General features: G+C 71.2%; 23 protein-coding genes. 14 read left to right on the forward strand and 9 right to left on the reverse strand.

Annotated elements, in window-relative coordinates:
* Positions 1-8: 8 nt before the first annotated feature.
* From WMF39_RS44330 to WMF39_RS44350, 5 genes are read right to left on the reverse strand one after another with little or no spacing between them, the layout of a single operon-like run.
* Entirely contained in the window at positions 9-971 is a 963-nt protein-coding gene (locus WMF39_RS44330; RefSeq protein WP_437742456.1) for a hypothetical protein, read from the reverse strand.
* A gap of 14 nt (positions 972-985) precedes the next feature.
* Positions 986-1594, reverse strand: a complete 609-nt coding sequence (locus WMF39_RS44335; RefSeq protein ID WP_437742457.1) for a hypothetical protein — start codon at positions 1592-1594, stop codon at positions 986-988.
* Between the two features lie 15 nt (positions 1595-1609).
* Positions 1610-2806 (reverse strand): DUF2169 family type VI secretion system accessory protein, encoded by a 1197-nt coding sequence (locus tag WMF39_RS44340; protein ID WP_437742458.1) that lies wholly within the window; start codon positions 2804-2806, stop codon positions 1610-1612.
* Between the two features lie 20 nt (positions 2807-2826).
* Positions 2827-3717 carry a hypothetical protein gene (locus WMF39_RS44345; RefSeq protein WP_437742459.1) on the reverse strand — a complete coding sequence of 297 codons (891 nt, stop codon included), beginning with the start codon at positions 3715-3717 and terminating at the stop codon, positions 2827-2829.
* 15 nt (positions 3718-3732) lie between these two features.
* Positions 3733-4752, reverse strand: coding sequence for a DUF2169 domain-containing protein (locus WMF39_RS44350; RefSeq protein WP_437742460.1), 1020 nt, complete (start codon positions 4750-4752; stop codon positions 3733-3735).
* Between the two features lie 163 nt (positions 4753-4915).
* On the opposite strand from WMF39_RS44350, the gene WMF39_RS44355 reads away from it, so the two are divergent.
* The 5 genes from WMF39_RS44355 (at position 4916) to WMF39_RS44375 (ending at position 9569) form a co-directional block, all read left to right on the forward strand.
* The gene (locus WMF39_RS44355; protein ID WP_437742461.1) at positions 4916-5551 is read left to right on the forward strand and encodes a PGRP and LysM peptidoglycan-binding domain-containing protein; all 636 of its coding nucleotides are present in this window, start codon (positions 4916-4918) and stop codon (positions 5549-5551) included.
* A gap of 20 nt (positions 5552-5571) precedes the next feature.
* A complete protein-coding gene (locus WMF39_RS44360) occupies positions 5572-6957 on the forward strand; it encodes a hypothetical protein (RefSeq protein WP_437742462.1) in 1386 nt (461 codons plus the stop codon).
* 151 nt (positions 6958-7108) lie between these two features.
* Complete coding sequence (locus WMF39_RS44365) at positions 7109-7732, forward strand: hypothetical protein (RefSeq protein WP_437742463.1); 624 nt, start codon at positions 7109-7111, stop codon at positions 7730-7732.
* 9 nt (positions 7733-7741) lie between these two features.
* Positions 7742-8356 (forward strand): hypothetical protein, encoded by a 615-nt coding sequence (locus tag WMF39_RS44370; protein WP_437742464.1) that lies wholly within the window; start codon positions 7742-7744, stop codon positions 8354-8356.
* A gap of 721 nt (positions 8357-9077) precedes the next feature.
* Entirely contained in the window at positions 9078-9569 is a 492-nt protein-coding gene (locus WMF39_RS44375; protein WP_437742465.1) for an N-acetyltransferase family protein, read from the forward strand.
* A gap of 46 nt (positions 9570-9615) precedes the next feature.
* Here WMF39_RS44375 and WMF39_RS44380 read toward each other — a convergent pair whose 3' ends face one another.
* Positions 9616-10620, reverse strand: a complete 1005-nt coding sequence (locus WMF39_RS44380) for an NAD-dependent epimerase/dehydratase family protein (protein ID WP_437742466.1) — start codon at positions 10618-10620, stop codon at positions 9616-9618.
* A gap of 18 nt (positions 10621-10638) precedes the next feature.
* On the opposite strand from WMF39_RS44380, the gene WMF39_RS44385 reads away from it, so the two are divergent.
* From WMF39_RS44385 to WMF39_RS44405, 5 genes are read left to right on the forward strand one after another with little or no spacing between them, the layout of a single operon-like run.
* Positions 10639-10809, forward strand: coding sequence for a hypothetical protein (locus tag WMF39_RS44385; RefSeq protein WP_437742467.1), 171 nt, complete (start codon positions 10639-10641; stop codon positions 10807-10809).
* 18 nt (positions 10810-10827) lie between these two features.
* Complete coding sequence (locus tag WMF39_RS44390; RefSeq protein ID WP_437742468.1) at positions 10828-11817, forward strand: aldose epimerase family protein; 990 nt, start codon at positions 10828-10830, stop codon at positions 11815-11817.
* Between the two features lie 9 nt (positions 11818-11826).
* Positions 11827-12633, forward strand: coding sequence for a BtpA/SgcQ family protein (locus WMF39_RS44395; protein WP_437742469.1), 807 nt, complete (start codon positions 11827-11829; stop codon positions 12631-12633).
* Positions 12633-13724 (forward strand): SIS domain-containing protein, encoded by a 1092-nt coding sequence (locus WMF39_RS44400; protein WP_437742470.1) that lies wholly within the window; start codon positions 12633-12635, stop codon positions 13722-13724. Before WMF39_RS44395 ends, WMF39_RS44400 begins: the two co-directional genes overlap by 1 nt.
* Before the next feature lie 14 nt (positions 13725-13738).
* On the forward strand, positions 13739-14251 hold the full coding sequence (locus WMF39_RS44405) for a hypothetical protein (protein WP_437742471.1): 513 nt from the start codon (positions 13739-13741) through the stop codon (positions 14249-14251).
* A 17-nt stretch (positions 14252-14268) separates the two neighbouring features.
* On the opposite strand, the gene WMF39_RS44410 is transcribed toward WMF39_RS44405, so the two are convergent.
* From WMF39_RS44410 to WMF39_RS44420, 3 genes are read right to left on the reverse strand one after another with little or no spacing between them, the layout of a single operon-like run.
* Complete coding sequence (locus WMF39_RS44410; protein WP_437742472.1) at positions 14269-15336, reverse strand: GNAT family N-acetyltransferase; 1068 nt, start codon at positions 15334-15336, stop codon at positions 14269-14271.
* The gene (locus WMF39_RS44415; RefSeq protein ID WP_437742473.1) at positions 15333-15593 is read right to left on the reverse strand and encodes an acyl carrier protein; all 261 of its coding nucleotides are present in this window, start codon (positions 15591-15593) and stop codon (positions 15333-15335) included. The genes WMF39_RS44410 and WMF39_RS44415 overlap by 4 nt, the downstream gene beginning before the upstream one ends.
* A gap of 5 nt (positions 15594-15598) precedes the next feature.
* Positions 15599-17116, reverse strand: coding sequence for an amino acid adenylation domain-containing protein (locus WMF39_RS44420; protein WP_437742474.1), 1518 nt, complete (start codon positions 17114-17116; stop codon positions 15599-15601).
* Between the two features lie 175 nt (positions 17117-17291).
* On the opposite strand from WMF39_RS44420, the gene WMF39_RS44425 reads away from it, so the two are divergent.
* The 4 genes from WMF39_RS44425 to WMF39_RS44440 are packed head-to-tail and all read left to right on the forward strand — an operon-like array spanning position 17292 to position 22141.
* Positions 17292-18947 carry a hypothetical protein gene (locus tag WMF39_RS44425; protein ID WP_437742475.1) on the forward strand — a complete coding sequence of 552 codons (1656 nt, stop codon included), beginning with the start codon at positions 17292-17294 and terminating at the stop codon, positions 18945-18947.
* Positions 18944-20662: an HAD-IIIC family phosphatase gene (locus WMF39_RS44430; protein WP_437742476.1), complete on the forward strand. Its 1719-nt coding sequence runs from the start codon at positions 18944-18946 to the stop codon at positions 20660-20662. The genes WMF39_RS44425 and WMF39_RS44430 overlap by 4 nt, the downstream gene beginning before the upstream one ends.
* A 1-nt stretch (position 20663) precedes the next feature.
* On the forward strand, positions 20664-20918 hold the full coding sequence (locus WMF39_RS44435; protein WP_437742477.1) for an acyl carrier protein: 255 nt from the start codon (positions 20664-20666) through the stop codon (positions 20916-20918).
* Positions 20915-22141, forward strand: coding sequence for a threonine aldolase family protein (locus WMF39_RS44440; RefSeq protein ID WP_437742478.1), 1227 nt, complete (start codon positions 20915-20917; stop codon positions 22139-22141). Before WMF39_RS44435 ends, WMF39_RS44440 begins: the two co-directional genes overlap by 4 nt.
* Positions 22142-22151: the final 10 nt, after the last annotated feature.

The following is a 22151-nucleotide window of genomic DNA, read 5'->3' on the forward strand; positions in this document are numbered from 1 at the left end:
CGCTCACTCTATCCCGATCCGAACGAGAGCTGCACCCGCGTGGGCTCGATCGCGAGGAGCCGCCCCGAGCGCGGCGCAGCGTAGGCACGGTAGATCGGCCCCTCGACGACGGCCGCGAAGAGCTCGCCCTGGTGCGACACGTCGAACGAGCGATCGCCCATCCGCAGCGATCGCCGGATCCGGCCGTGGCGCTGGACCACGAGCTGCTTCGTGCACGGTCCCTCGACGGCGACGGCGCGCCCCTCGCGCGCGTCCTCCGCTTCGGCGGCTCGCGCGAAGCGCCGGTGGACGGCCGCGACGATGGCGAGCGCGAACGCACCCCCTGCGACGGCGAGCAGCGCCGGCCACCGCGCGGCGCGGCCAGCGGAGCTCGGGCCGGAGAGCCCATCCAGGAGCGCACCCCCGGTCGCCAGGAGCAGGAAGAACACGCCGGCGCACCCGAGCCTCGACGCGAACGCCGCGTCCGTGCCCCGCCGTGCCCCGAGCGCCGCGCTCTGCTCGGCGCTCATTCGGCCGCTCCGGTTCGCTGCCAGCGCCGCTTCCGTGAGGTCCTGCGCGCCGCGGAGGACCGCGTGGAGGTTCGTTTGGTACACCTCGGGCGAGGCCATCGGCTCGGCGCCGACGACGGTCCGCGCGTGGGGCGCGAGGTAGAGCCGGTAAGGGCCCGGTGGGAGTCCGAGCCAGGGTGCGAGCAGCGCGGGCGCCTGCCGCGGCGCCACAGCGAAATAGGCCGCCTGCACCGGCTCAAGCCGGCCAGGTTGGGGCGCATCTGCCGAACGCTTGTCGCGGAGCGCTTGAAAATCGAAGACCACCTCACCCTCGAACGCGACGACCCGCCCGTCCGCGAGATCGCGCCGCCAGTCGTCGTACTCAGGACGCGCGAGCCACGCACCGAGCTGCGCCTCGATTTCGCGGCGCTGTCCGGGCCCGAGCTGCCCCTTCCGGTTCCATGTGAGCTCCTCGGCATCCATCGCGCGCCCGTCTCTCACCCCTCTCGCGCGCCCTCGTCGAACGCGCGGAGCAGGTCCTCGTCCCCCGACACGTCCGATGCAGCCACGGTCGCCGGCTCGGCGGGCGCCGCGGGTGCTGCGCTGAGGGTGGCGGAGAGCTGCGCTTTCATCCAGCCCGGCACCCGCAACTCCCCGTCGCTGTTGAGCAGCACGCGCTCGCCGTTCACCTTCACGTCGTCGTTCGCGGTGATCGCCACGTCGCCCTCGGTCGCGGTGATCGCCGCGTCCTGCGCGGTGATCACCGCAACCTCGGCCGCGTCGACCTCGAAGCGGCGGGCCGCGACCTTGAAGCTGTCGCAGGCGACCGCCACCTCACGGCTCGCGCGGAGCTCGACGTCGGTCGCGTCGAGCACCACCTTCGCGCCGGAGGCGGTGATCTCGAGGGTGAGCTCGACGCGCCCCGTCCCGCTCACGAGGACCACGCGCTCGTGATCGGGCGCCGAGGTCACCTGGATCGTCTTGCCCCAGCGGATCGGGATTCGCTCGTCCCGCCGCGCCGTCGCGACGGTATCCACCGCCTCGACGAGGGGTACGTCATCGATCTCCATCGCCTGCCCGGCGAGCGGCTCACGGCGCGTGTTCATTCCCCCTCACCCAGATCATCGGCTCCACCGTACCGCGTGGCGCGCCTTCTCGAGCTGCATCTCGGTCGGCGCCCTGTCGACCGGCATCGTTCCCACCCACACGCAGACAAGGAGCTCTCTGTCCGGGCGCAGGATCACGGTGCGGAGCCCCGGCGCGAGCTCCCGGGGCGCGCCGCCGAAGAGCTCGAGGATCATCTGCGGCCGCTCGTGGGGCAAGGGCACCTCCATCGCCGGGCGCTCCGGGTGCATGTGCTCGATCCGGATCACTTCATCGCCCGTGAAGTCGGGGAAGATCATCCAGGCGGGCGCGCCGTGGAAGAAGCGCGGCGAGTGCGCGTTCCCGAGGTGATCGAAGACGTCGCCCTCGAGCAGCGCGGCGGGCAGATACCCCTCCTTCACCTCGGGCACGTCCTCTGCGCGACCCTCGAAGGTGGGCGCGACGCCCATGAGGGCGGCGCGCGGAAACCAGTCCTGCCCGGTCCAGTCGAACCCCGCCGGGCGCGGCGCTGTGGGCCAGCGCTCCGCGCTCCCGAGGACGAGGCGCTCCGGCGTCAAAAGGTCATGAGGCAGTTCCAGGTTGGGCATCGCCGCGCCCTCCACCGCCGCGGCGTCGGGGTAGACGAGGTATCCGCGGCCCAGCGGGTTGCGCGGGTACTCGTAGGGGGACAGGTCCTCGACGTCCTCCTCGGCGAGCCTCGCCATCCAGGTCGCGAAGTCGTCCGGTCGGGTCGCGTCGGCGGCCCGATCGCGACCCCCGTAGGCGCGCGTATACGAGAGCGGCATCACCTCGAAAGGCTCGGGATCCGAGAACGAGATCGAGCCCGCGTAGAAGCGCGCAGTCCGATCACCGAAGACCCGGATACGGCGCGCCGACCGCTCGGCCTGCTCGCGGGTCGCGCCGGCGCGCTGGACCGCGACGCTCACCGTGAGGTCGCGGCAAGGTCCGCGCGGGCTGAAGGCGCTCCCTTGCACGAGGACGTCGGTCCCGCCCCGCGGGCACGCGAAGAAGTCCGGCTCGTCTTTGACCGGGCTCTCTTCGTCGTCGCCGTGGTGGACGAGCTCGCTCACGATGGCGAGCTGCTCGGGCGCGACCTCCGGGGCGCGCGTCCGCGGCAGGCGATAGGTGCGCTTCGCCAGGACGTGCGCGTAGCGCCTCCCCTGCGTGTCCTTGGTGAAGTGGGAAATCGACGTGACCGGGGCTTCGGTGCTCATGCGTCGTGCCATGGCGGCGCTCAACGCGCCCAGAGAGGCGGGTCGTTTCCAAAGCCGAGCAGATCGTCGGGGCTCAGGCCGCCGAGCTTGTCGCTCGTCGCCTTCTTGGCCTTCTCCTCAGCGGTCTTACCAAGCCACTTCCCGATCGCCTCGCCCGCCTGCTCTCCAAGGACCTTCCCCACCTTCTCGCTGACCTTCTCGACGATCCAATCAAATACGGGCGCCAGCCCCTTGCCGAGCAGGCCCCGCAGCTTCGGCGCGATGCGCCGCATGATCGCTTTGAAAACCCTCTTTCCGAAGAACTTCCCCGTTCCCTTCAGCCCGCCGAAGAGGAGGTTCAAGAGGAACGAGAGCAGCATGTCCACCGCGATGCTGGCCATGCAGAGGAGATAATCGGCGAGCGACATCCCGGCGAAGACGCTGGTCGGCGCCTGCATCGAGATGCCGAGCGGCATGTCGAACGGATCGGTGCAGACGAGCTGGTTGAAGGGGCAGAAGGGCGAGTAGGGGACGGCGATCACCGCCACGCTCTTGCCGCCGGCCTTCACGGTGGTCGGGCCCCACACGGGTTTGGTCGCGCCCACCATGATCACGAGGACGAAGAAGCCGAGATCCACGATGGGCCCGACGACGACGTTCGGCGGGACGGCGCCGATGATCACGAGATGGGGGCGGTTCTCCTTGGTGTCTGCGCCCTTGTTGATCGCCGGCTCGCCGCAGATGAGGACGCTCGCCACCGGCCGGTCGCCGGTGCCGTAGTGCGTGTTCGAAAACGCGAACCACATCGTGATGTCGGAGGGCGTGAACGGCACGGGCGGGGCCGGCGGGGCGATGAGCGTGCCGAGCGCGCCGTGAAGGTCGATGCTCTGAACGAAGCACGAAGGCCGCACCGGCATGCAGGGGACGCCCATGGGTGGTCGATCCTTTCAATGGCCGCCGCGCTGCTCCTCGGCCTGCGGCGCGGCGCGCCCCGGGCCAAGGACGAGCGCGGCGGCGCGCCGCCTCCGGCGGAGATAGGGGTACTGAAACTCGACACGGTACGTGACGACGACCAGCCGCTGGCCCAGAAGCACCCAGAGCCCCGCGACCGGCACCGTCGCCTCGAAGATCACCTGTCCGGTGTCGACGCGGACGCGCGGGTCGAGCGCCGGAATGCGGAAACGGAGCTCGTCGGGGGCGACGCCAGCGAGCACGACCTCGGCCCCCTCGCGCACCTCGGGCGCGATCATGTCGGGCTGCGCCGCCGACATCGTCGCGCGCTCGGACGCGCTCGCAAGGAGCTCGGCCCGTGCCTCGTCGTCTGGCGCGCTCGCCGCCTCGCGCGCGACGCGGACGAGGTGCCACCCCAAGGAGTCCTTCACCGGCGCCCAGCAGGCCGGCAGAGGCCGGTCGTGCCATGTCGCGATTCGCTCGTCGGGCCGCTCCAGGTTGGGCAATGGCATGCCCAGCGCGTCTTCCCGCCGGAGATAGAACCCTCGGCCCGCGGGGTTCAGCGGATACGGCGCATCGGCGCCCTCGTGGCGGGCTGCGCCGCCGAACGCGCGCGACCAGGCCAGTGGCATCTCGGTGAACGGCGCGGGATCGCTGGGTACGAGCTCGCCCCTGCGCTCATGCCAGATCCGATCGCCGATGGCGTCGAGCCGCGCTTCGAACGCGTCTACCCTCAACGAGAGCGCGAGCGAGGTGACGGGCGCCGCCGTGCGCGCGACGCCGGTGAGCACCACGTCGCAGCCCGCGTGGCCCGGCACGAGGTCGGGCGGGAAGACGCCGACCTCCGTCGTGAGCGCCTCGGTGAAGACGGGCCATCGATCGTCGCTCGGCGCGAGCGAGCCCGCGTCATCGAGCCGCCAGGTCATCCGCGCGACGAGCATGCCCACCGCCGCGGTCGGGCCGGTGAAACCCGTGTGGAGCCGCGCGCAGAGGGGCGTGTCGTTGTGGAGATCCATGAAGACGAAGCGACCGGGAGCGCGGCCAACGTCGAAGTTACCACCCGCTCCCCGCTCGACGCAACACGGCCTTCGCGGCACGGCCCGCGCCGCGCCTTGACCAGGCTCGCGAGTTGGCGTAACGGAGATCGGGCGCCCGGTCGCGCGGCGCTCACCACAGCGCATGGGGTTCATCCACGTCGTCGACCGCGGAGAGTGCCTGTCGAGCATCGCTCAACGGCACGGCTTCCTCGACTGGCGCACGCTCTACCAGGACCCTCACAACGACGCGCTCCGCGCGCTCCGGCCCAATCCCAACCTGCTCGTCCGCGGCGACAAGGTGTATATTCCGGACAAGGAGCCTCGCGTCGAGGAGGCGGCTACCGGCGCACGCACCGTATTTCAAGCGACCGCCGCGCCGACGCGGCTCCGCCTTGTCTACGAGGGCTCGCTCCCCAACGACTACGAGCTCCGCGTCGGCGGGCGCTCCTTCACAGGCACCGTGGCGCCGGGCGGCCTCATCGATCATCCCATCCCGCCCGAAGCGACGGAGGCCGAGCTGGTGCTCCGCCCCCGGGGCGCGCCCGAGCTCGAAGATCGATGGTCGCTCCTCCTCGGTGAGCTCGAGCCGATCGAGACGATCGGCGGCGTTCAGGCCCGCCTCGACAACCTGGGTTTCGCCTGCCCGGTCAGCGGCGTGCTCGATGCGGAGACGGAGGCGGCCCTCGCCGCCTACCAACGCTTCCGCGGCCTGTCCCGCGCCGACGGGGCGCTCGACGACGCGACGCGCGCTGACTTGCGCGTGTTTCATGACGGATAGCCCCGAGGAGCCGCCGCGCGATGACCGATCAGGGCAAGCTTCGAGTGATGCGCACGGCCCGCGGGTTGACGCACAGGAACGCGCTGAGGAAGAAGGTCCAGCGCGTCACCATCGAGCGGCTCACCTTCCTCTCCGATCACGGGCTCATCGCGGACAACCTCACCGACTGGCGCCCGGGCGGGACGCTCTACACAGCCCAGATGGGCGGCGCGCACTGGACGCCGGGGCAGAGCCTCCCGGCCAGCTTCACCAAGCGCACGACCGTCACCGTCGCGGTCGAGTTGAGGATCGAGGGCGCCGACGTCGGCCCTCTCGAGGGGACGCTCCACGGTAAGCCCTCCGGCGACGAGCCCTTCCTCGAGTTCGAAGGCAATTTTTTGATCGGCGCCGCGGTCCCGACGACGCGCGTCGAGCTCACGGCGAAGGGCGCGCTCCCCGACGAGGTCGCAGACTGCCTCGCCCGCTCCCTCCGCTGGACGGCGACCATCGGAGGGCAGACATTCGATCTCGGGGCGACCGGCCCGCACGATCTCTTCGTCACCTTCGACACCCCCGTCCCCGCCGGCGTCCCCCTGCACACGCCCTTCGGCCCCGAGCCCGCGCCGCTGGAGGACGGCATCACCCACAAGCGGTTGGCCGCGGCCGTGCGGATCACGCGCGAGATGGCGCTGCAGGCGCCCAGGGCCGACGACCCCGACACCGGCGAGCCGATGGATCCGCACGATCCTCACGTGATCGCGCGGATCCTCATCGCCACCGTCCCAGGCTACACCATCGAGCCTGATGCGTCGGTCCCCGCGGAGCTCGGCCACCCGCACTATTACAACGAAACACCAGGCATGGCGCAGGCGGGGGCGTGGCCGATCGTCGACTTCCGGGCGCAGCGGGCCGAGTGTCAAGCCATCGTCCGCTACGTGCGCGGGATGCTGCTGCAGATCGGCTGCCCGGGCGAGGCGCGCATGGCCGTCGTCTACGCGCACGCCGACGTCGATCAGGGCAAGACCGCGCTGGAGGACAGCCTCCTCCCGCCGGACCCGGACGCGAGCAAATACCGCTTCATGGCGGGGCGGATGCGGGTCGCCGGTGGGCTCAACCGCAATCAGATGCGAAGCCACCTCATCGACGGCGCGCCGGTGGTGCAGCTTCTGGCCCTGGCAGATCGCGAGGTCGCCGTGGGCGAGCTCATCCCGCCGGGGAGCGTCTTCAACTCCTACGAGGCTTGCCTCAAATTCACCCACGGCGGGACGACGCGATACCTCGGCGGCGGGGTACCCGAGGGAAACTTCAAGGAGCCCGCGGACGTGATCAAGGTGTTCTATGGGCTGGTGTGGCTATCGCAGATCCGCTCGCCGGAGACGGGCGCGATCATGAACCGGGTCGATGAGATCGTCTGCACGTACCGATAGGCTCGGCCTCGCGCTCGCGCTCGCGCTCGTCGTCGCGGGCTGCGGCGGGCCGCGCGCGTCGCCGGACGCTCCACAGACAGCGCCGGGCCTGCCGGCGATCACAGCCCGGGCCGACCACCTGCGCGCGAAGCGAGACGAGGAGCGCCGCCTCATGGCAAAACCGAACGTACGACCTGAAGACATGGTGTTCTGGGGGCGCTGGTTCATCGAGGCCGCGCAGGAGACTGCGTACCTCGACGTCCAGACCGACGAGGAGCTGCGCGCCGTCCAGGCGGCGTCGGGGCTCTGGCCGAGCGCGATCTTCCTTCCTGCCGCGAGCCCCTACGCGCCGGGCGCAGCGGTCCGGCATCGCTTCCACCTCGGCGAGCACCGTGACATCCTCCATCACCGTTACATGGCTTCGGGGCTCGATCTCGATGTCCACGAGACCAGCGCGATCATCGTGACCTGGGTGAACACCGACCTCGGCCCTGAGCCGCGGCGCCCCGAGGTGATCCGCCGCATCGCCGCGGCGCTCTTCACGATGGGGCAGGCTCCGCTCCATTTCTTTCCGGGTGTGGGGGACGAGTCGCTCCGCTTCTCCACCGATCCCTTCAACTACTTCAGCGCCCCGCCGCCCGGGGAGCCCAAGCTCGACGGCGGGGTCGCGCGCGACGCGCTCTATTTCATGCACCACAAGATCATGATGGGAAGGCTCGTCGGCTACCCGCCCGAGCAGGGCTGGCTCGGCGAGCCGCTTCGCCGCGCGTGGGCCGCACGGCGCGTGGGTCCCTGAGCGAACCTCATGGAGGACACCATCCACCCTCTCTGGATCCTCCACGGTTTCGGCGCAGAGTCGCTCTTCGTCGTGCCACGCGACGCGACGCCTGACGAGGGGCTCGAACCGCTGGCGCCGTTCCACGTCCTCAGCCTCCTCGACCGCTGGGCGCTTGCGCCGGAGAACCGCGCTGTCCTTGTCGACGTGTATGTCACCCACGTTCGGCCGATCGGCATTCACCCGTTCGACGACGAGTTCCTCGCCGACGTCGTGCTCCCCGCGCTCCGCGGTGCGTTCGAGCGCGAGGAGCTGATCGTGCTGGCCGAGCCTCGGGCGGCCGGCGCGAGCCCGACGACGCCAGCGGAGCTCCCCCCGGCGGAGCCCCCCAGGACGAGCCCTCCCCGCCGCCCGCAGAAAACGTGGGTGGAGATCGCGCTGGTCGACGCCGACAACCGGCCGATGCCCGGCGTGTCGTTCATCGTCGCGCTGCCGGACGGGCAGCGCGTCCGCGGCCGGCTCGATCCGAACGGCACCGCGCGGATCGACGACGTGGATCCGGGGATCTGCGACGTCGTGTTCCCGGACCTCGATGGTCGCGAGTGGGGACCATGGCCCTTCACGGGCACGGGAGGCAGCCGGTAGCTCCTCCAGCCTGACCGGGGATCCGGCTAAACGCCGCGCAGCGGCGATCTCTCGAAAGAATGCCGAATCGAATGCAGGCGTGAGCCGCGAGTGTTTCTGCTTGGCCCGCTTCATCCGACCGACTTCCGAAAGCCGACCAAGGGCGGGATGCAGAACAGCAAGCAGTACTTCGACATCGAGAGGCTTGCGCCCAGCGATGCGGCCGATCTAGCGGAGAGGCTCCGGGGCCAGACCTGGAGAGACTTCCCCAGGTGAGCGGCAACGTTCTCGTCCATTCAGAACTACGAGAGTGCCTGGAAGACACCGTCTCCGCCTCAACGCGTGGAAGAAGACCCAGCAGGGCGCGTGAACGGCGGTGAAGGATTCGAAGCAGTGGAAGAGCTTACACGTCGCGGAGGACGACTGAGCGCGGCTTGCCGTGGTGGGCCGTGAGCGAGGCATCGGCTGCACTGCCGCCGGTGACCCAGGCGCCGTCTGGATGGAGGGTAACGTTTACTGACGCTCTACAACTGCGGAGATCTATGCCACTTGCAAGCTCTCGAACGAAAGCTCGGCGCGCCGCGTAGGTCCCGAACCCAGGGGATATACAAGATCCTGCAAGGGGTGAGGCGAGAGCTATCGCGTGAAACCGCTGTATTCCGCAGCCTTTCGAGAGGAGATGGCGCAACGCGCGCTCGGACCGCCCGTTGCCACGGCCGCCTCGGGGTGGCAGCCTCAACGCATGTCCATCCGTCCCGCCGCCGACGTCGATGCCGCGGCGATCGCCGTCGTGCATGTCGCCGCGTGGAAGGCCGCCTACCGCGGCCTGATGCCCGACACCGTGCTCGACGGGCTCACCGTCGAGGCTCGGACGCAACGCTGGCAACGAAACTTCGCCGAGCCCTTGCCCGGATCACGCACCACCGTGCTCGAGCGCGACGCTCGCGTCGTGGCCTTCGCCAGCGCCGGGCCAAGCCGCGATGACCCGCGCCACGGCGAACTCTACGCGCTCTATGCGCACCCCGACGCCTGGGGGACCGGCGCCGGGCGCACGCTCATCGTTGACGCGCTCGCCTGGCTCTCGGCGGGAGGCTTCCCGCGGGCGGAGCTCTGGGTCCTGCGCGGCAACGCGCGCGCGATCCGGTTCTACGAGCGCGCGGGCTTCGCGCTCGACGGCGGCGCGAAGACCAGCGACGGCCTCGACGAGCTCCGGATGTCCCGCGCGCTCGCCTGAACGGCTCCCCACCCGGCTCCGGTGACTCGATGGGAGGGTACGCTCCCTATGCCCGCCGCTCGAAGTCGTCCTCGCGGGTGTAGTCGACGGAGGGCAGCCCTGCGCGCAGCTCGGCGTGAACGGTCCGCTCCAGGGCCTCCGGCGCCGTGACCAGCTCGATGAAGCCCAGCTCCCGCCGGATCCGGCCGCTGTCGAGGCGTACGTGGTGCTCGAAGCGGGCCTCGGGGGGCAATTCCTCGATGGCGGGGCGTGCCCAGGCCTGCTCGCTCGCCGGAGCCACGGCGACCTCGCCCCCCCAACCGACGACGCGGGCGATCCGCTCGATCCACACGCGCTCCGAGCAGTCCTCGGGCTCGGCCACGTTGTACACGCGCCCGGGCGCGCCCCGCAGGACGACGCACGCGATCGCCTCGGCGACGTTCTCCACGTACGATCTCGAGTTCATCCAGGCCGCGCCGGCCGCGTGCAGCCAGATCGCTCGGCGCCCGTCCACCATCCGCCGCAAGTAGCCGGCGAGCCGCCGGTCCGGATCGCCCGGGCCGTAGACCATCGGCAGCCGCACCACGCTCGCCCCGGCGGCGAGGTAGGCCTCCTCGGCCGGGATCTTGTCGTAGTCGTCGAGCCAACAGCGAGGGTCCGAGGCGGGTCGAGGCGAGGCGCCGCGGTAGGGGAACAGGCATGTTCGCAGAGGGGCTTGCTCGTCGCAGAGCGTATGTTTCGGCGGCCCGGCCTCCCGACCGAGCAGGCGGCCAAAGACCCGGTACACGCTGCCGCTGCTCACCGCCACGAGGCGCGGGGCGACGCTCCTCAAGACATCGAGCACGCCGCGCGCGTCCGCGCCGTTGCGGGGCATCATGTCGAGCGCCACGTCGACCCCGAGTCGCTCGAGTCGATCGCGGTGCCGGGCGATCTCGGCGCGGTCGCCGCGCAACGTAGTCGGTGAGACGTGTCCTGTCTGCCCGCGCTCGTAGGTCCAGACGTCGTGCCCGCGCAAGGCGTTCACGACGCGAGCCCCAATGAAGCCGGTGCCTCCGAGGATCAAGACCCGCACGCTGGACCTCCTGCCACCTTGGATGATCCCAGGGTTCGGATCCCGAGCGGCTACGCCACATCGATCGTCGAGGTACCCTGGAAGACGCTGAAGACGCCGCCGGAGCGTAGCACGGCGCTCGGCCCCGCCGGCCGGTCGTCGGGCCCGCAGGCGGGGCCGGCCCTGGACTTCGGGCCTCGCGACGTCTAGGCTGGCGGCCGATCGGCGATGAACATCCGGCGGACGACGATCGGCACCACCGCGGGGCACGCCGGGCAAGGCCCCACCCGCGTCGATGCGTACTCGCTCGACACGGAGAAGGGGCTCGCCGTGACCGTGTGGACCTACGGGGCGACGCTCGTCGAGCTCCTCGTCCCCGATCGCGACGGCCGGGTCGACAACGTCGTCGTTCGCCTCCCGGATCTCGAGAGCTACGAGGATCGATCGAAGAACCCTTACATCGGGTCCACGCTCGGCCGCTTCGCGCGCGCCGTCGCGGGGGGTCGGTTCGAGCTCGACGGGGTCGAGCACCAGCTCGATCGCAACTACGGCCGGCATCACTTCCACGGGGGAAGCATCGGATTCGATCGATTCGTGTGGAGCGCCGACGCCGAGCGCCGCCAGGGTGAGCTCGCGCTCCGGCTCCGGCTCGAGCGCCCCGACGGCGACCAGGGTTACCCCGGCGCCCTGTCGGCCGAGGTCACCTATCGAGTCGACGGCGACGGTCGGCTCACGCTCGACTATCGGGCGACCACCACGGCGAGCACCATCGTGGCGTTCACCAATCACGCCTTCTGGAACCTCGCCGGCTCGGGCACCATCGACGATCACCGGCTCGCGCTCAACGCGGCGCGCGTCCTCGCGTGCGACGAAGAGCTCATCCCGCGGGGCCCGCCCGCCGGCGTCGCCGGTACGCGGCTCGACTACCGGGCGCCGCGGCAGATCGGCGATGCGCGGATCGACGACTGCTTCGTGCTCGACGATCCGACGTGGGCCGCGGAGCTCTTCGAGCCCTCGACCGGCCGGCGAATGCGGGTCGTCACCGATCAGCCGGGGCTCGCGGTCTACTCGGGCGACGGCCTCGCCCGGCCGCGCGCGGGGCTGTGCCTGCAGACAGGCGCCTTCCCCGACGCGCCCAACCGCGCTGATTTCCCCTCGGCGCGGCTCGATCCCGGGATGATCCACCGCCACGTCACGACCCACGCGTTCTCGAGGTGAGCGGCCATCATGCGGACCTTCGCGACCCTCGGACGACGGAAGGCCGTGCTGGGCATGATCCACCTGGCCCCGCTGCCCGGCACGCCCTTCCACGAGAAAGGCAGCTTCGAGCGGACGCTCGATGTCGCGGTCCAGTCGGCGATCGCCCTGAGCGAGGGCGGCGCGGACGGGTGCCTGGTGCAGACCGTCGAGCGCGTCTACGGCGTCAAGGACGAGTCTGATCCGGCGCGCACGACCGCGATGGGGCTGATCGTCGACGCGATCGGGCGCGCCACGGGCGACGATTTCCAGATCGGCGTGCAGCTGATGCGGAACGCGATCCGGGCGTCGCTCGCGGTGGCGAAGGTGGCCCGGGGGAGCTTCGTCCGCGCCGGAGCGCTGGTGGGCGCCACGCTCACCGAGCACGGCCTTGTCGAGGCCAACCCGCTCGATGTCATGGAGTATCGCGACAAGATCGACGCGTGGGGCGTGAAGATCATCGCCGACGTGGCGTCGACGCAGTTCACGTGGCTCGGCGGGGCGAAGCCCGTGGCAGAGGTGGCGAGGCGCGCGAAGCACGTCGGCGCGGACGCCGTGTCGCTGGGCGACCCCGACGAGGCGAAGACGCTCGCGATGATCGCGTCCGTGCGGGCGGCCGCGCCCGAGCTGCCGATCCTCCTCGCGGGCCACACGAACCACGCGAACGCGGCGCGGTTGATGGCGGCGGCCGACGGGGCCTTCGTGGGGGCCTGCCTCGAGCAGGGCGGGTGGGGCGGCCGGATCGATCGGGACCGGGTCGCGGCGTACGTGGAGATCGTCCGCGGGCTGGAGCGTTGATGGGAACGGCGGCGCAGGCGACGACGAGGGAGCTCGAGCCGGCCGTGATGGCCCGCGAGATCCAGGCGTTGGCGAGCGATCTGCGCGCCCTCGCGGGCCCGCTCGAAGAGCAGGTGCGCGCCCTGCTCTCGCCCCCGGCGTGGGCGTCCATCGACGAGGTTTACCTCGTGGGGAGCGGGGACTCCCACCACGCCGCGTGCGCCGCCGAGATGGCCTTCGAGGAGATCGGCGGGGTCGCCTGCGCGGCGATGAGCTCGCAGCGCTTCCTGGAGTACGGCGGCGCGCGGATGCGCCGACGCTCGCCGCAGAGAGCGCTGGTGATCGCGACCTCCGCCTCGGGGGGCACCCCGCGCGTGATCCAGGCCGTGGAGCGCGCCAAGGAGGGCGGGGCGGCGACGATCGCGCTGACCTGCACGGCGGACAGCGCCGTGACCCGGGCCGCCGATCGCGCCGTCGTGGCCACGCTGCCGGAAAAGGAGCGCTCGCCGGGGATTCGCACGTACCAGGCCAGCCTGCTCGGGATGCTGCTGGTCGCGATCCGGCTGTCCGAGGCGCGGGGCACCGCCGACGCGGGCGCCCTCCGCCAGGAGATCGTCGCGCTTGCCGACGCCGTGGACGCCACGCGCCGCGCCGTCGAAGGACGGTGTCGCGAGGCCGCCGAGAGGGTCGCCGGCGCCCCTGCCATGGTGATGCTGGGAAGCGGGCCGAGCCACGGCACCGCGCGCTTCGGCGCCGCGAAGATGGTGGAGGCGACCGGCCTCCTCACCGTCGGGGAAGACGTGGAGGAGTGGTGGCACGTCGAGCGGTTTGCCTATCCCGTCGACATGCCCCTCTTCGTCATCGCCCCTCCGGGGCGCGCCCACCGCCGGGCGAGCGAGATCGCGGAGGCGGCGCGAGGCCTCGGGAGGCGCGTGTTCGCGGTCGTGCACGAGGCCGACACCGAGGTGTCGAGGCACGCGATCCTCACGTTGCCCGTGGCGGGCGAGGTGCGCGAGGCGTTCTCGCCGCTGCTCTATCACCTCTTCGCCGGTTACGTGGCCTCCCATGTCGCGGAGCGGCTGGGTCGATTGCCGTTCCAGAAGAAGCGGTGAAAGAGGGACATGCAGTGACCGAGATCGCGTCTCCGCAGGGATCGTGGGAGGTCGCCTCGAACGCGGAGGAGGTCCACGCGCTCCTCTGCGCCAGCGACGCCCACCACGCGACGCCCGAGAACCCGGCGCCCGCGCGGCGCGTGGAGACGACGCGGCGGCGCGTGCAGGCAGGCTCGGTGCACCTCCTGCGGCAGGGGGCGGAGGCGATCGCCATGTTCACGCTGACGTGGGATCCGCCGTTCGAGGCCGACCTCGCGATCTTCCCGCCCGCGGGGAAGCCTGCGTATCTCTCGCGCCTCGTCGTCCACCCCGCGGGGCTGGCGAGGGGCTCCCTCGCCGGCGCCCGCTGCCTCCGGAGGGCGGTCGAGCTGGCGACGGCGGGCGGGGCCGACGTGCTGCGCTCGGAGGCGAACCCGGATCTGACGCAGGTGCGGGCGTTGCTCGGGATGTTCGGCTTCGAGGAGCACGGCCGGGCGCAGTCGGAGGACGGGCGGCGCCGCGTGTACCTGCAAAAGGTCCTGCGCTGAGCGGGCGCGCCCGGCGCTCAACGCCAGCTCCGCCCGCACACCGCCCGCAGATCCCAGGCCGCCGGCGAGTCGAGCGCGGCGAGCGGCGACGAAGGATCCAGGACCCCGGTCGAGCGCAGGATGAGACTCGGCAACTGCCAGTCACGAGTGACCTGTCCCGTGGGCTCTTTCACCTCGAAGCCGACCGAGCCCAGTCCGTGGCGGCGCCCGGGGGAGATGTCGCGCGCCCACAGGAGCACCGTGGATCCCGGCAGGTGGGTCAACGCCATCTCCAGCAGATCCAGCCAGATCTCGTCGCTCCTCGCCTCGCAGTCGAGGATCGTCGTCGGGGTCGGGTGGTCGTCCGGGTCCAGCGAGCGGTGGCCGACCAGATACCCGCACGGCGCCCCCTCCGCCTCCGCGGTGAGATAGAAATAGCGAGCCAAGGGGTTCTGGTTCCACCACGTGATGTACTCCAGATCGCGCACATGACGCCGCACGCCGTCCGGTAATGGGACCTCCGCCGCGAGCGCGGCGATCGTCGGCGGGTGAGGCGCGCGGCTGGCGCGGATCGAGACGCCGGACCGCGAACCCTGGAGGCCGCCGCCCTCCGCGTCCGGCCAGGAGCGAGCGTCGACGACGCGCCCTCCTCGCCTGGCGCTCGCGAGCGGCCACGGGCCGATGGCCTTCCACCCCTGCATCAGCAGGGCAGGGACCGCGAGGCCGTTCCCGAAATCCAGGAGCCACGGGATCCCGTCGGCGCGGAGCCGCGCGACCAGCTCGTCGAGCATGCGCCCGAACAGGGGCCCGCCTCGCTGGTCGGGCGCCACCACGGCGTCGGCGAGGCAGGGCAGCACCACGCGATCGCCGCCGTTCGCCTCCCAGCAGGCCCCGAAGGCGCCGACCATCCCGGCCAGCTCGTCGCCGTCCCAGGCGAGCATGAGATAGCGATGATCGAGATAGGGATTGCGGCCGTACTTCCAGTCCAGGTAGGCGGCGTTGAGGCTCGGCCCCCCGTTCCAGAGCAGCCGCTGGAAGTGGACGACGGCATCCCGGTCGCCCGGGCGATAGGCCGTGATCCGGCAGGGGCTTCGAGCGCCGCTCATCGCCCCGGAGGACCCGCCTGCTTGCCCGCAACGAACGCCGCCATCCGGGCGGCCGTGCGGAAGTGCTCGAGATCCATGTCGCCGGCCTCGATCCTGATCCCGAAGCGATCTTCAAGGAGGACGAAGAGATCCATGAAGGCGGCGGAGTCGATCAGGCCGCTCTCGACGAGATCGACGTCCGCGCCCACGGGCCCGAGGTGAAGCGACTCGCCGAGGATCTGCTGGACGGCGGCGATCGGCGGGGTTCGTTCCGACATGCGCGCTACCTCTCCTCGAGAAACCGCCGCTCGAGCGCGCGATGATCGATCTTTCCGTTCGGGTTCTTGGGCAGCCCGTCGAGCGCGAGCCAGCGCGCCGGCAGCATGCACGGGGGCAGGCAGCTCGAGAGCTCCGCGCGGAGCTCCGCCGGGCTGCGCGTGGCTCCGGGCATCGGGACGTACGCGGCGCAGATCCGCGCGCCCTCGAAGCCGTCGACGGCGACGGCGACGACCGCGCTCTCCGCGAGCCCGGCGATGCGCCCCAGCGCGACGGCGATCTCGTCGAGCTCGATGCGGCACCCGCGCGACTTGATCTGCCGATCGGCGCGGCCGTGGAAGTGGACGATCCCCGCCTCGTCGATCCTCGCGAGATCGCCTGTCCGGTAGAGGCGCTCGCCGGAGCCGGGGGGCGCCTCGACGAACGCGGATGCGGTCTTGTCCGGATCGCGGAAGTAGCCCGGGCTCAGGCCGACGCCGCCGATGTAGAGATCGCCGATCACCCCGGGCGCCACGGGGCGGCGATCCGCGTCGAGCACCGAGAGCCGCTTGCCGGGGACCGCCTCGCCGATGGGGATGGGCGCGTCGTCGTCGGGGACGCGCGGCACCGTGTAATGGCTGGCGGTGATCGTTGTCTCGGTGGGACCGTACGTGTTCGTGAACGTCACGTGGGGCAGGCGCTCCATCCAGTAGCGAAGGGCCTTGGTGGGGAACACCTCACCATACCAGATCAGCCTTCGAAGCTCGGGGAAGTCGCCGTGGGCCACCACGTCTCTGCTCGCCATGCCGACAAGGACCGAAGGCACCGAGTCCCACTGCGTCAGCCTCGCGCCGCGGATGAACTCCGCCAGCGATCGCGGCAGGAGGTTGGCGCGCGCAGGGACGAGATGCAGCTCCGCGCCCGCGTGGAACGCGCGGAAGATGTCCCAGAGCGCGGCGTCGAAATGCAGTGGTGAATGGCAGGAGACGCGATCGTCGGCGCCGACTCCGAAATGGGTAGTGGACCACGAGACGAAGTGGAGCACCGCCTCGTGGGTGAGGGGGACACCCTTCGGCTCCCCGGTCGAGCCCGACGTGAAGAGGATGACCGCCAGATCGTCCGGAGCAGCTCCCGGCGCCGGCCGCTCGGCGCGCGCAGCCGCGATGTCCTCGCCGAGGCGGAGGACCTCGGAGACGGAGGCGTCCCCGAGCTCGTCGAGGCACCGCGCGGCGAGGCCGCCGCTCTCGGGGTGGATCACGAGCCGACAGGGCTCGAGCGCCCGGAGCATCCGGACCAGACGAGGGGCAGGGCTCGTCACGTCGAGCGGCGCGCAGACGGCCGCGGCCTTCAGGGTGCCGACGAAGGCGACGATCGCCTCGGACGACTTGGGCGCGAGGAGCGCCACGCGGTCGCCCGGCCGCACGCCGCGGGCCACGAGCGCGCGCGCGAGCTCGTCGCTCCGGCGATCGAGCTCTCCATACGAGAGCCGCGCCGAGCCGTCGACGAGCGCAGTGGCGTCGGGGTGGTGCAGGTCCTCTTTCGACACCAGCTCTTCGAGACGTCGGATCGCGCCATTGGCCACCACGGCGCGATTCAATCAGGTCCAAAAGTGGCCGTCAACGCCGGGCAACAGCCCCGGATCAGCGGCGCGGGGCCCGGGGCGCGAGCGTTGACGACCCCCAGGGGATGTGCTCCACTCACCGCGCGAAGAGCGAGGGGCCATGATCCTTCTCATGGGAAACTGCGGTGCTTTCCGCGTCGCGCCGGCGCTCCGCCAGCTCACCGGCGCCGAGGTCAAGGTCCTCGGGTGGACGCAGGTGGACGCGGCTCTCCGCCTCGATCCGACGCTCGTTTACGTCGATCTCTTCGGCTTCGACGTGATCGCGCCGATCTGCGTCGCCGCGATCGCCGGCCGCCCCATTCCCCGCTTCGATCTCGACCCGCTCCGGGCGGTCGTCGCCGCGCTGAGCGAGACACCCGTCGTCTACAGGGGAGTGCGCCGCCCCTCCGCAGGTGCGTTTGGGCTGCTCGGCGGAGACGCGGAGATCGACGCTGCCTTCGACGAGCTCGCGTCGGTGATACGCGCGCACCGCGTCCTCGACGTGCAGGGCCTCTGGGCCCGCCACGGGATCCCGATGGATGACGTCCTCGGCGGCCTCGGCCACGGCGAGGCCCTGGGGGCGGGCGCGGGCAAGGAGGCCGGCCCGAACGCCGTCGCCGAGGCGGTGTTCCACGAGGCGCAGTGGGTCGCGAGCCTGTGGGCCGCCCGCGCGCTCCCGCCCATCGAGTGCGTCGTCGTGGATCTCGACCTGTTGATCCGGGGAGATCTCCTCGCGGACGACTTCCACGCTCGCAACCCCGCCTGGCTCCCGCCGGATCGAGCGCCCGCGGCCACCGTCCTCGAGGCGTGGTGGTCCATGGAGCGGGGCCTCCACGAGGCGCTCCGGATCGTCGCGAGGCGGGGAGTCGCGCTCGCGCTGACGACACGCAATGATCGCGACGCGACCCAGCGCCGGTTCCAGAAGCGCGCTCCGGTCGCCGACGGCGATCCGGGGCCGTTCGCGTGGATGTACGAGGGGATCCCGGAGCAGGTACGGAGCTCGATCTTCTCTGCGCACCCTGCCTTGGTGGACGGCCTCGCGCTCGACGTCGCCGACTTCGCGGCGCTCGAGGCCGACCCTCGACGCCCCGCGTCCGAGGCGTGCCGGCGCGTCGCCGAGCGCCTGGGGATCGAGCTCCACGCGCTGGCGTTCCTCGGCGCCACCGAGGCGGATCGCGAGGAGGTCCGAGCGAACGCGCCCGAGATCACCGTGCCGGAGGGGCCGGCGCATCGATATCGAGAGTTCCTCCTCCACGGTCCTCGGCTGGTCCGCTGGGAGAGCCCGGCCCCGAGGCCGGCGTCGATCGCCGGCTCCCCTCCGGCGGTCGCGCCGGCGGGATCGGGCGCCGCCGCCGAGCGCGTCGAGGCCTTCCTGCGCGGATTGAACATTGTCGTCGACGTCCGGGCGGCCACGCCCGCGGAGTATCCGCGCGTGGAGGAGCTGCTCGTCCTGTGCACCGAGATGAACCTGACCGGCGATCGGCCCGAGCTCGACACGCTGGACGCCATCTACGTGGGGAGATGCCGCGCCTCGACCAGCGATTACGGGATCGTGGCGGCAGGTCTGGTCAAGGACGGGCGGCTCGTGAACTGGGTTTGCTCCTGCCAGGTCCTGCCGTACCGGGTCGCCGGCACGCTCCTGCACCTGACCCTCCAGACGACCCCGGGGATGGAGACGGAGTTCGTCGATGTCGGGAGCAACGCCGCGGCCCTCGACGTCATCCGGGAGGCGCGCTCCGGCTGCGCGAGCTGGGTCTCGGTGGGCGCCTGCGCGTGAAGACGTTCGACGAGCTTCGGAGGCTGGCGAAGAGGCCCTCTCCGGAATTCCGCCGAGTCCGCCTGGCCGTCCTTGCCGACTCCGCAGTTCAGCTCTACGCCCTGGCGCTCCGGGGCGAGGCCGCCGATCGCCGCCTCTCCCTCGCGGTGCTCGAGGGCGAGTTCGATCAGATCGATCAGGCGATCCTCGATCCCTCCTCCGAGCTACGCCGCTCTCGACCGGAGTTCGTTGTCGTCTGGCGATCCGCCGAGCGGCTGCTCTCGGCGTTTCGAGCGCTGCCCTCGACGGAGCGCGCCTCCTTCGCGGATCGGCACGTCGCGCACGTCCGGAGCCTCGCGGACGCGCTCGCGGAGAGCACCTCGGCCCGGATCATCCACGTCAACGTCCCGGAGATCGACGACGGGGTCTTCGGCAGCTTCGCCAACAAGATCCCTTCGTCCTGGGTCCATCAGCTCCGCCGGATCAACGTCCTTCTGATGGAGCTCGCGAGCTCGCGCGACGATTTCTTCGTCCTCGATCTCGCCCTCCTCTTCGCGGAGCACGGCAGGGCGGCCGCGGAGGACCGGCGGCTCGCCGCCACCGCGAGGATGGCGCTCGGCGTCGACTTCCTCCCGGTCTTCGCCGAGAGAACGCTGGACGTCGTGGACGCGATCCTCGGGCGCGCCCGAAAGTGCCTGGTCCTCGATCTCGACAACACGCTCTGGGGCGGGATCGCGGCGGAGGACGGCCTGCCGGGCATCGAGCTCGGCGAGCTCGGCCTCGGGCCCGCGTTCACGGAGATCCAGTGCTGGGCGAAGGAGCTCGAGCGGCGCGGCGTCGTCCTCGCGGTGTCCAGCAAGAACGAAGAGCGCGTCGCGAGGGAGGTGTTCGACCGTCACCCGGACATGGTGCTGCGGCTCGAGGACATCGCGGTCTTCTGCGCCGGCTGGGAGAGCAAGGTCGACCACCTCCGGCACATCCAGAGCGTGATCGGGATCGGGTTCGACGGCATGGTCTTCCTCGACGACAGCGCCGTGGAGCGGGCGGCCGTGCGCGCGGCGCTGCCCGAGGTGTGCGTGCCCGAGCTGCCCGCCGATCCTGTCGAGGTGATGCCCTTCCTCCGGCGGCTGAACCTCTTCGAGGCGGCGTCCTTCACCGGCGAGGACGCGCGGCGCACCGCGTATTATCGGGAGGAGAGCGAGAGGCGCGCCCTCCAGGGCTCGTCCGGAGCTCCGGAGGACTTCCTCCGGGGCCTCGAGATGATGGCGAAGGTCGAGGGCTTCACGCCCTTCAACCTCCCCCGCGTCGCGCAGCTCACGCAGCGATCCAACCAGTTCAACCTGCGGTCGGTGCGCCACGCGGAGGGTGAGCTGCGGCGGATCAGCGGCTCGGCGGGGCACCTCCCGTTCGCGTTCAGCCTGGAGGATCGGCTCGGCGCCTACGGTCTGGTGAGCGTGGTCATCCTCGAGGCGCGGGGAGAGGCCATGTTCGTCGACACCTGGCTGATGAGCTGCCGGGTGCTGAAGCGCGGGCTGGAGATCTTCGTGCTCGACGTGCTCGTCGAGGCGGCGCGCGGGCGAGGGGCGCGCGGGATCGTCGGCGAGCACCTGCCCACGCCGAAGAACGCGCTCGTGAGGGACCATTACGCGACGCTCGGCTTCGAGCGCCGCGGCGATCTCTGGTATCTCGATCTGGAGACCTACCGGCCTCGCGAGCATTTCATCCGGAGGGCGTGACGTGGAAGGGGACGACATCCTCGCCCAGCTGACCAGGATCATCGCCGGCATCCTCGACGCGGACAGCCTCGAGCTCCGTGAGGAGACGGTCGCGCGAGACGTGCCCGGCTGGGACTCGCTCTCGAACGTGCAAATCGTCCTGGCCATCGAGAAGCACTTCCGGGTCCGGTTCACGACCCGGGAGATTCGAGGTCTGGAGAACGTCGGGGCGATCTGCGCTCTGCTCCGAGCGCGGCGGGAGGGGCGGGCGCGATGATCCGGAGGGACGACGAGATCGAGGGGGCGCTGCGGGTGATCGCCGATCACTTCGGGGCGCCTCCGTGGCTGCTCCGCCGCGTGCTGGAGGGATACGGCAGCTCCTCCGCGGGCGACTCTGTGGCAGGCGCCGCCGAGCCCGGGAAGATCGCGCTCCGGACGGCGCTGGCCGGATCGAGCCTCCGCGCGCTGTCGGAGCAGCTGATTCGCCGGGATCTCGGGCCCTACGCCAGGGATCGAATCACGAAGCGCCTCTCCGAGACGCTCGCCCCCTTCTTCGGGCCGGGCGTGTGGCTCCCTTGCCCCTCGGCGACCGCGGCGGGCGCCGTCGCGGCGCGCTTCCTCGCGGGGAGCGGGCCGGGCGCGCTCTTCGCCGAGGACGTCGGACATGCGATGATCCTCGAGGCGGGGGCCGTCACGGTCATGAGCGGCGGGCAGCTCTTCCCCGTCGCGATCCGGACGGACGAAAGGGGGACGATACGCCTCGAAGACCTCGAAGACGCGCTCCTCGCCCATTGCCCACGAGCGGCGGAGACGACCCTCGGGCGGGATCACTTCCCCACCCCCCGTGTGCTCCTCCTCTCGTGGCCGTCGCTGTTCGGCTTCGCGCCGTCCATCGACGAGCTCCGGGCCCTCCGCGCCGCCTGCGACCGGGAGGGGATGAAGCTCGCGCTCGATCTCGTCTGGGGCCCGCACAAGCTCGCGGAGGACTCCGATCCTCTCCCTCGGCTCCTCGATCTGATGGGGCTCGCCGACGCGGTGACGTTCTCGCTCCCCAAGATCGACTGTGGGCCGGGCGCGTTCGTCTTCTTCCCCCGCGCGGAGGAGGGGAGCCTCGACCGACTCCGGGCCTCGGTGAAGCCCATCGGACTCGCGGAGTTCGAGGCCTGGGAGACGTCGGCGCGGTGGGAGGCGGCGTGGACGTCGCACCGCGCCTTGCTCTGGGAGACGCTCCGGAGCCACGTCGATCGCGCCGCGCGCATCCGCGCGGAGCTCGGATCACGAGGCTTCGTGATGAGCCCGGAGAGCGCCGGCAATGTGGTGTTTCTCTCCACGCCGCCCGAGACGGCGGAGGTCTTCCTGCGCCACGGAGCGGGCCGATGGCCCCTCCGGTGCGCGGATCGAGGCCACGTGATGCTGCGGTTGATGATCGCCTCGTGGTACCCCCCCGGGTGGGAGGACCGGCTCTTCGACGGGCTCGCGGGGCTGCCCGCCGGGCGGTGATCCGGCGGCG

Origin of the sequence: Sorangium sp. So ce1504 (assembly GCF_051521635.1) — a bacterium.
In the GTDB taxonomy this organism is placed as follows: Bacteria; Myxococcota_A; Polyangia; order Polyangiales; family Polyangiaceae; genus Sorangium; species Sorangium cellulosum_B.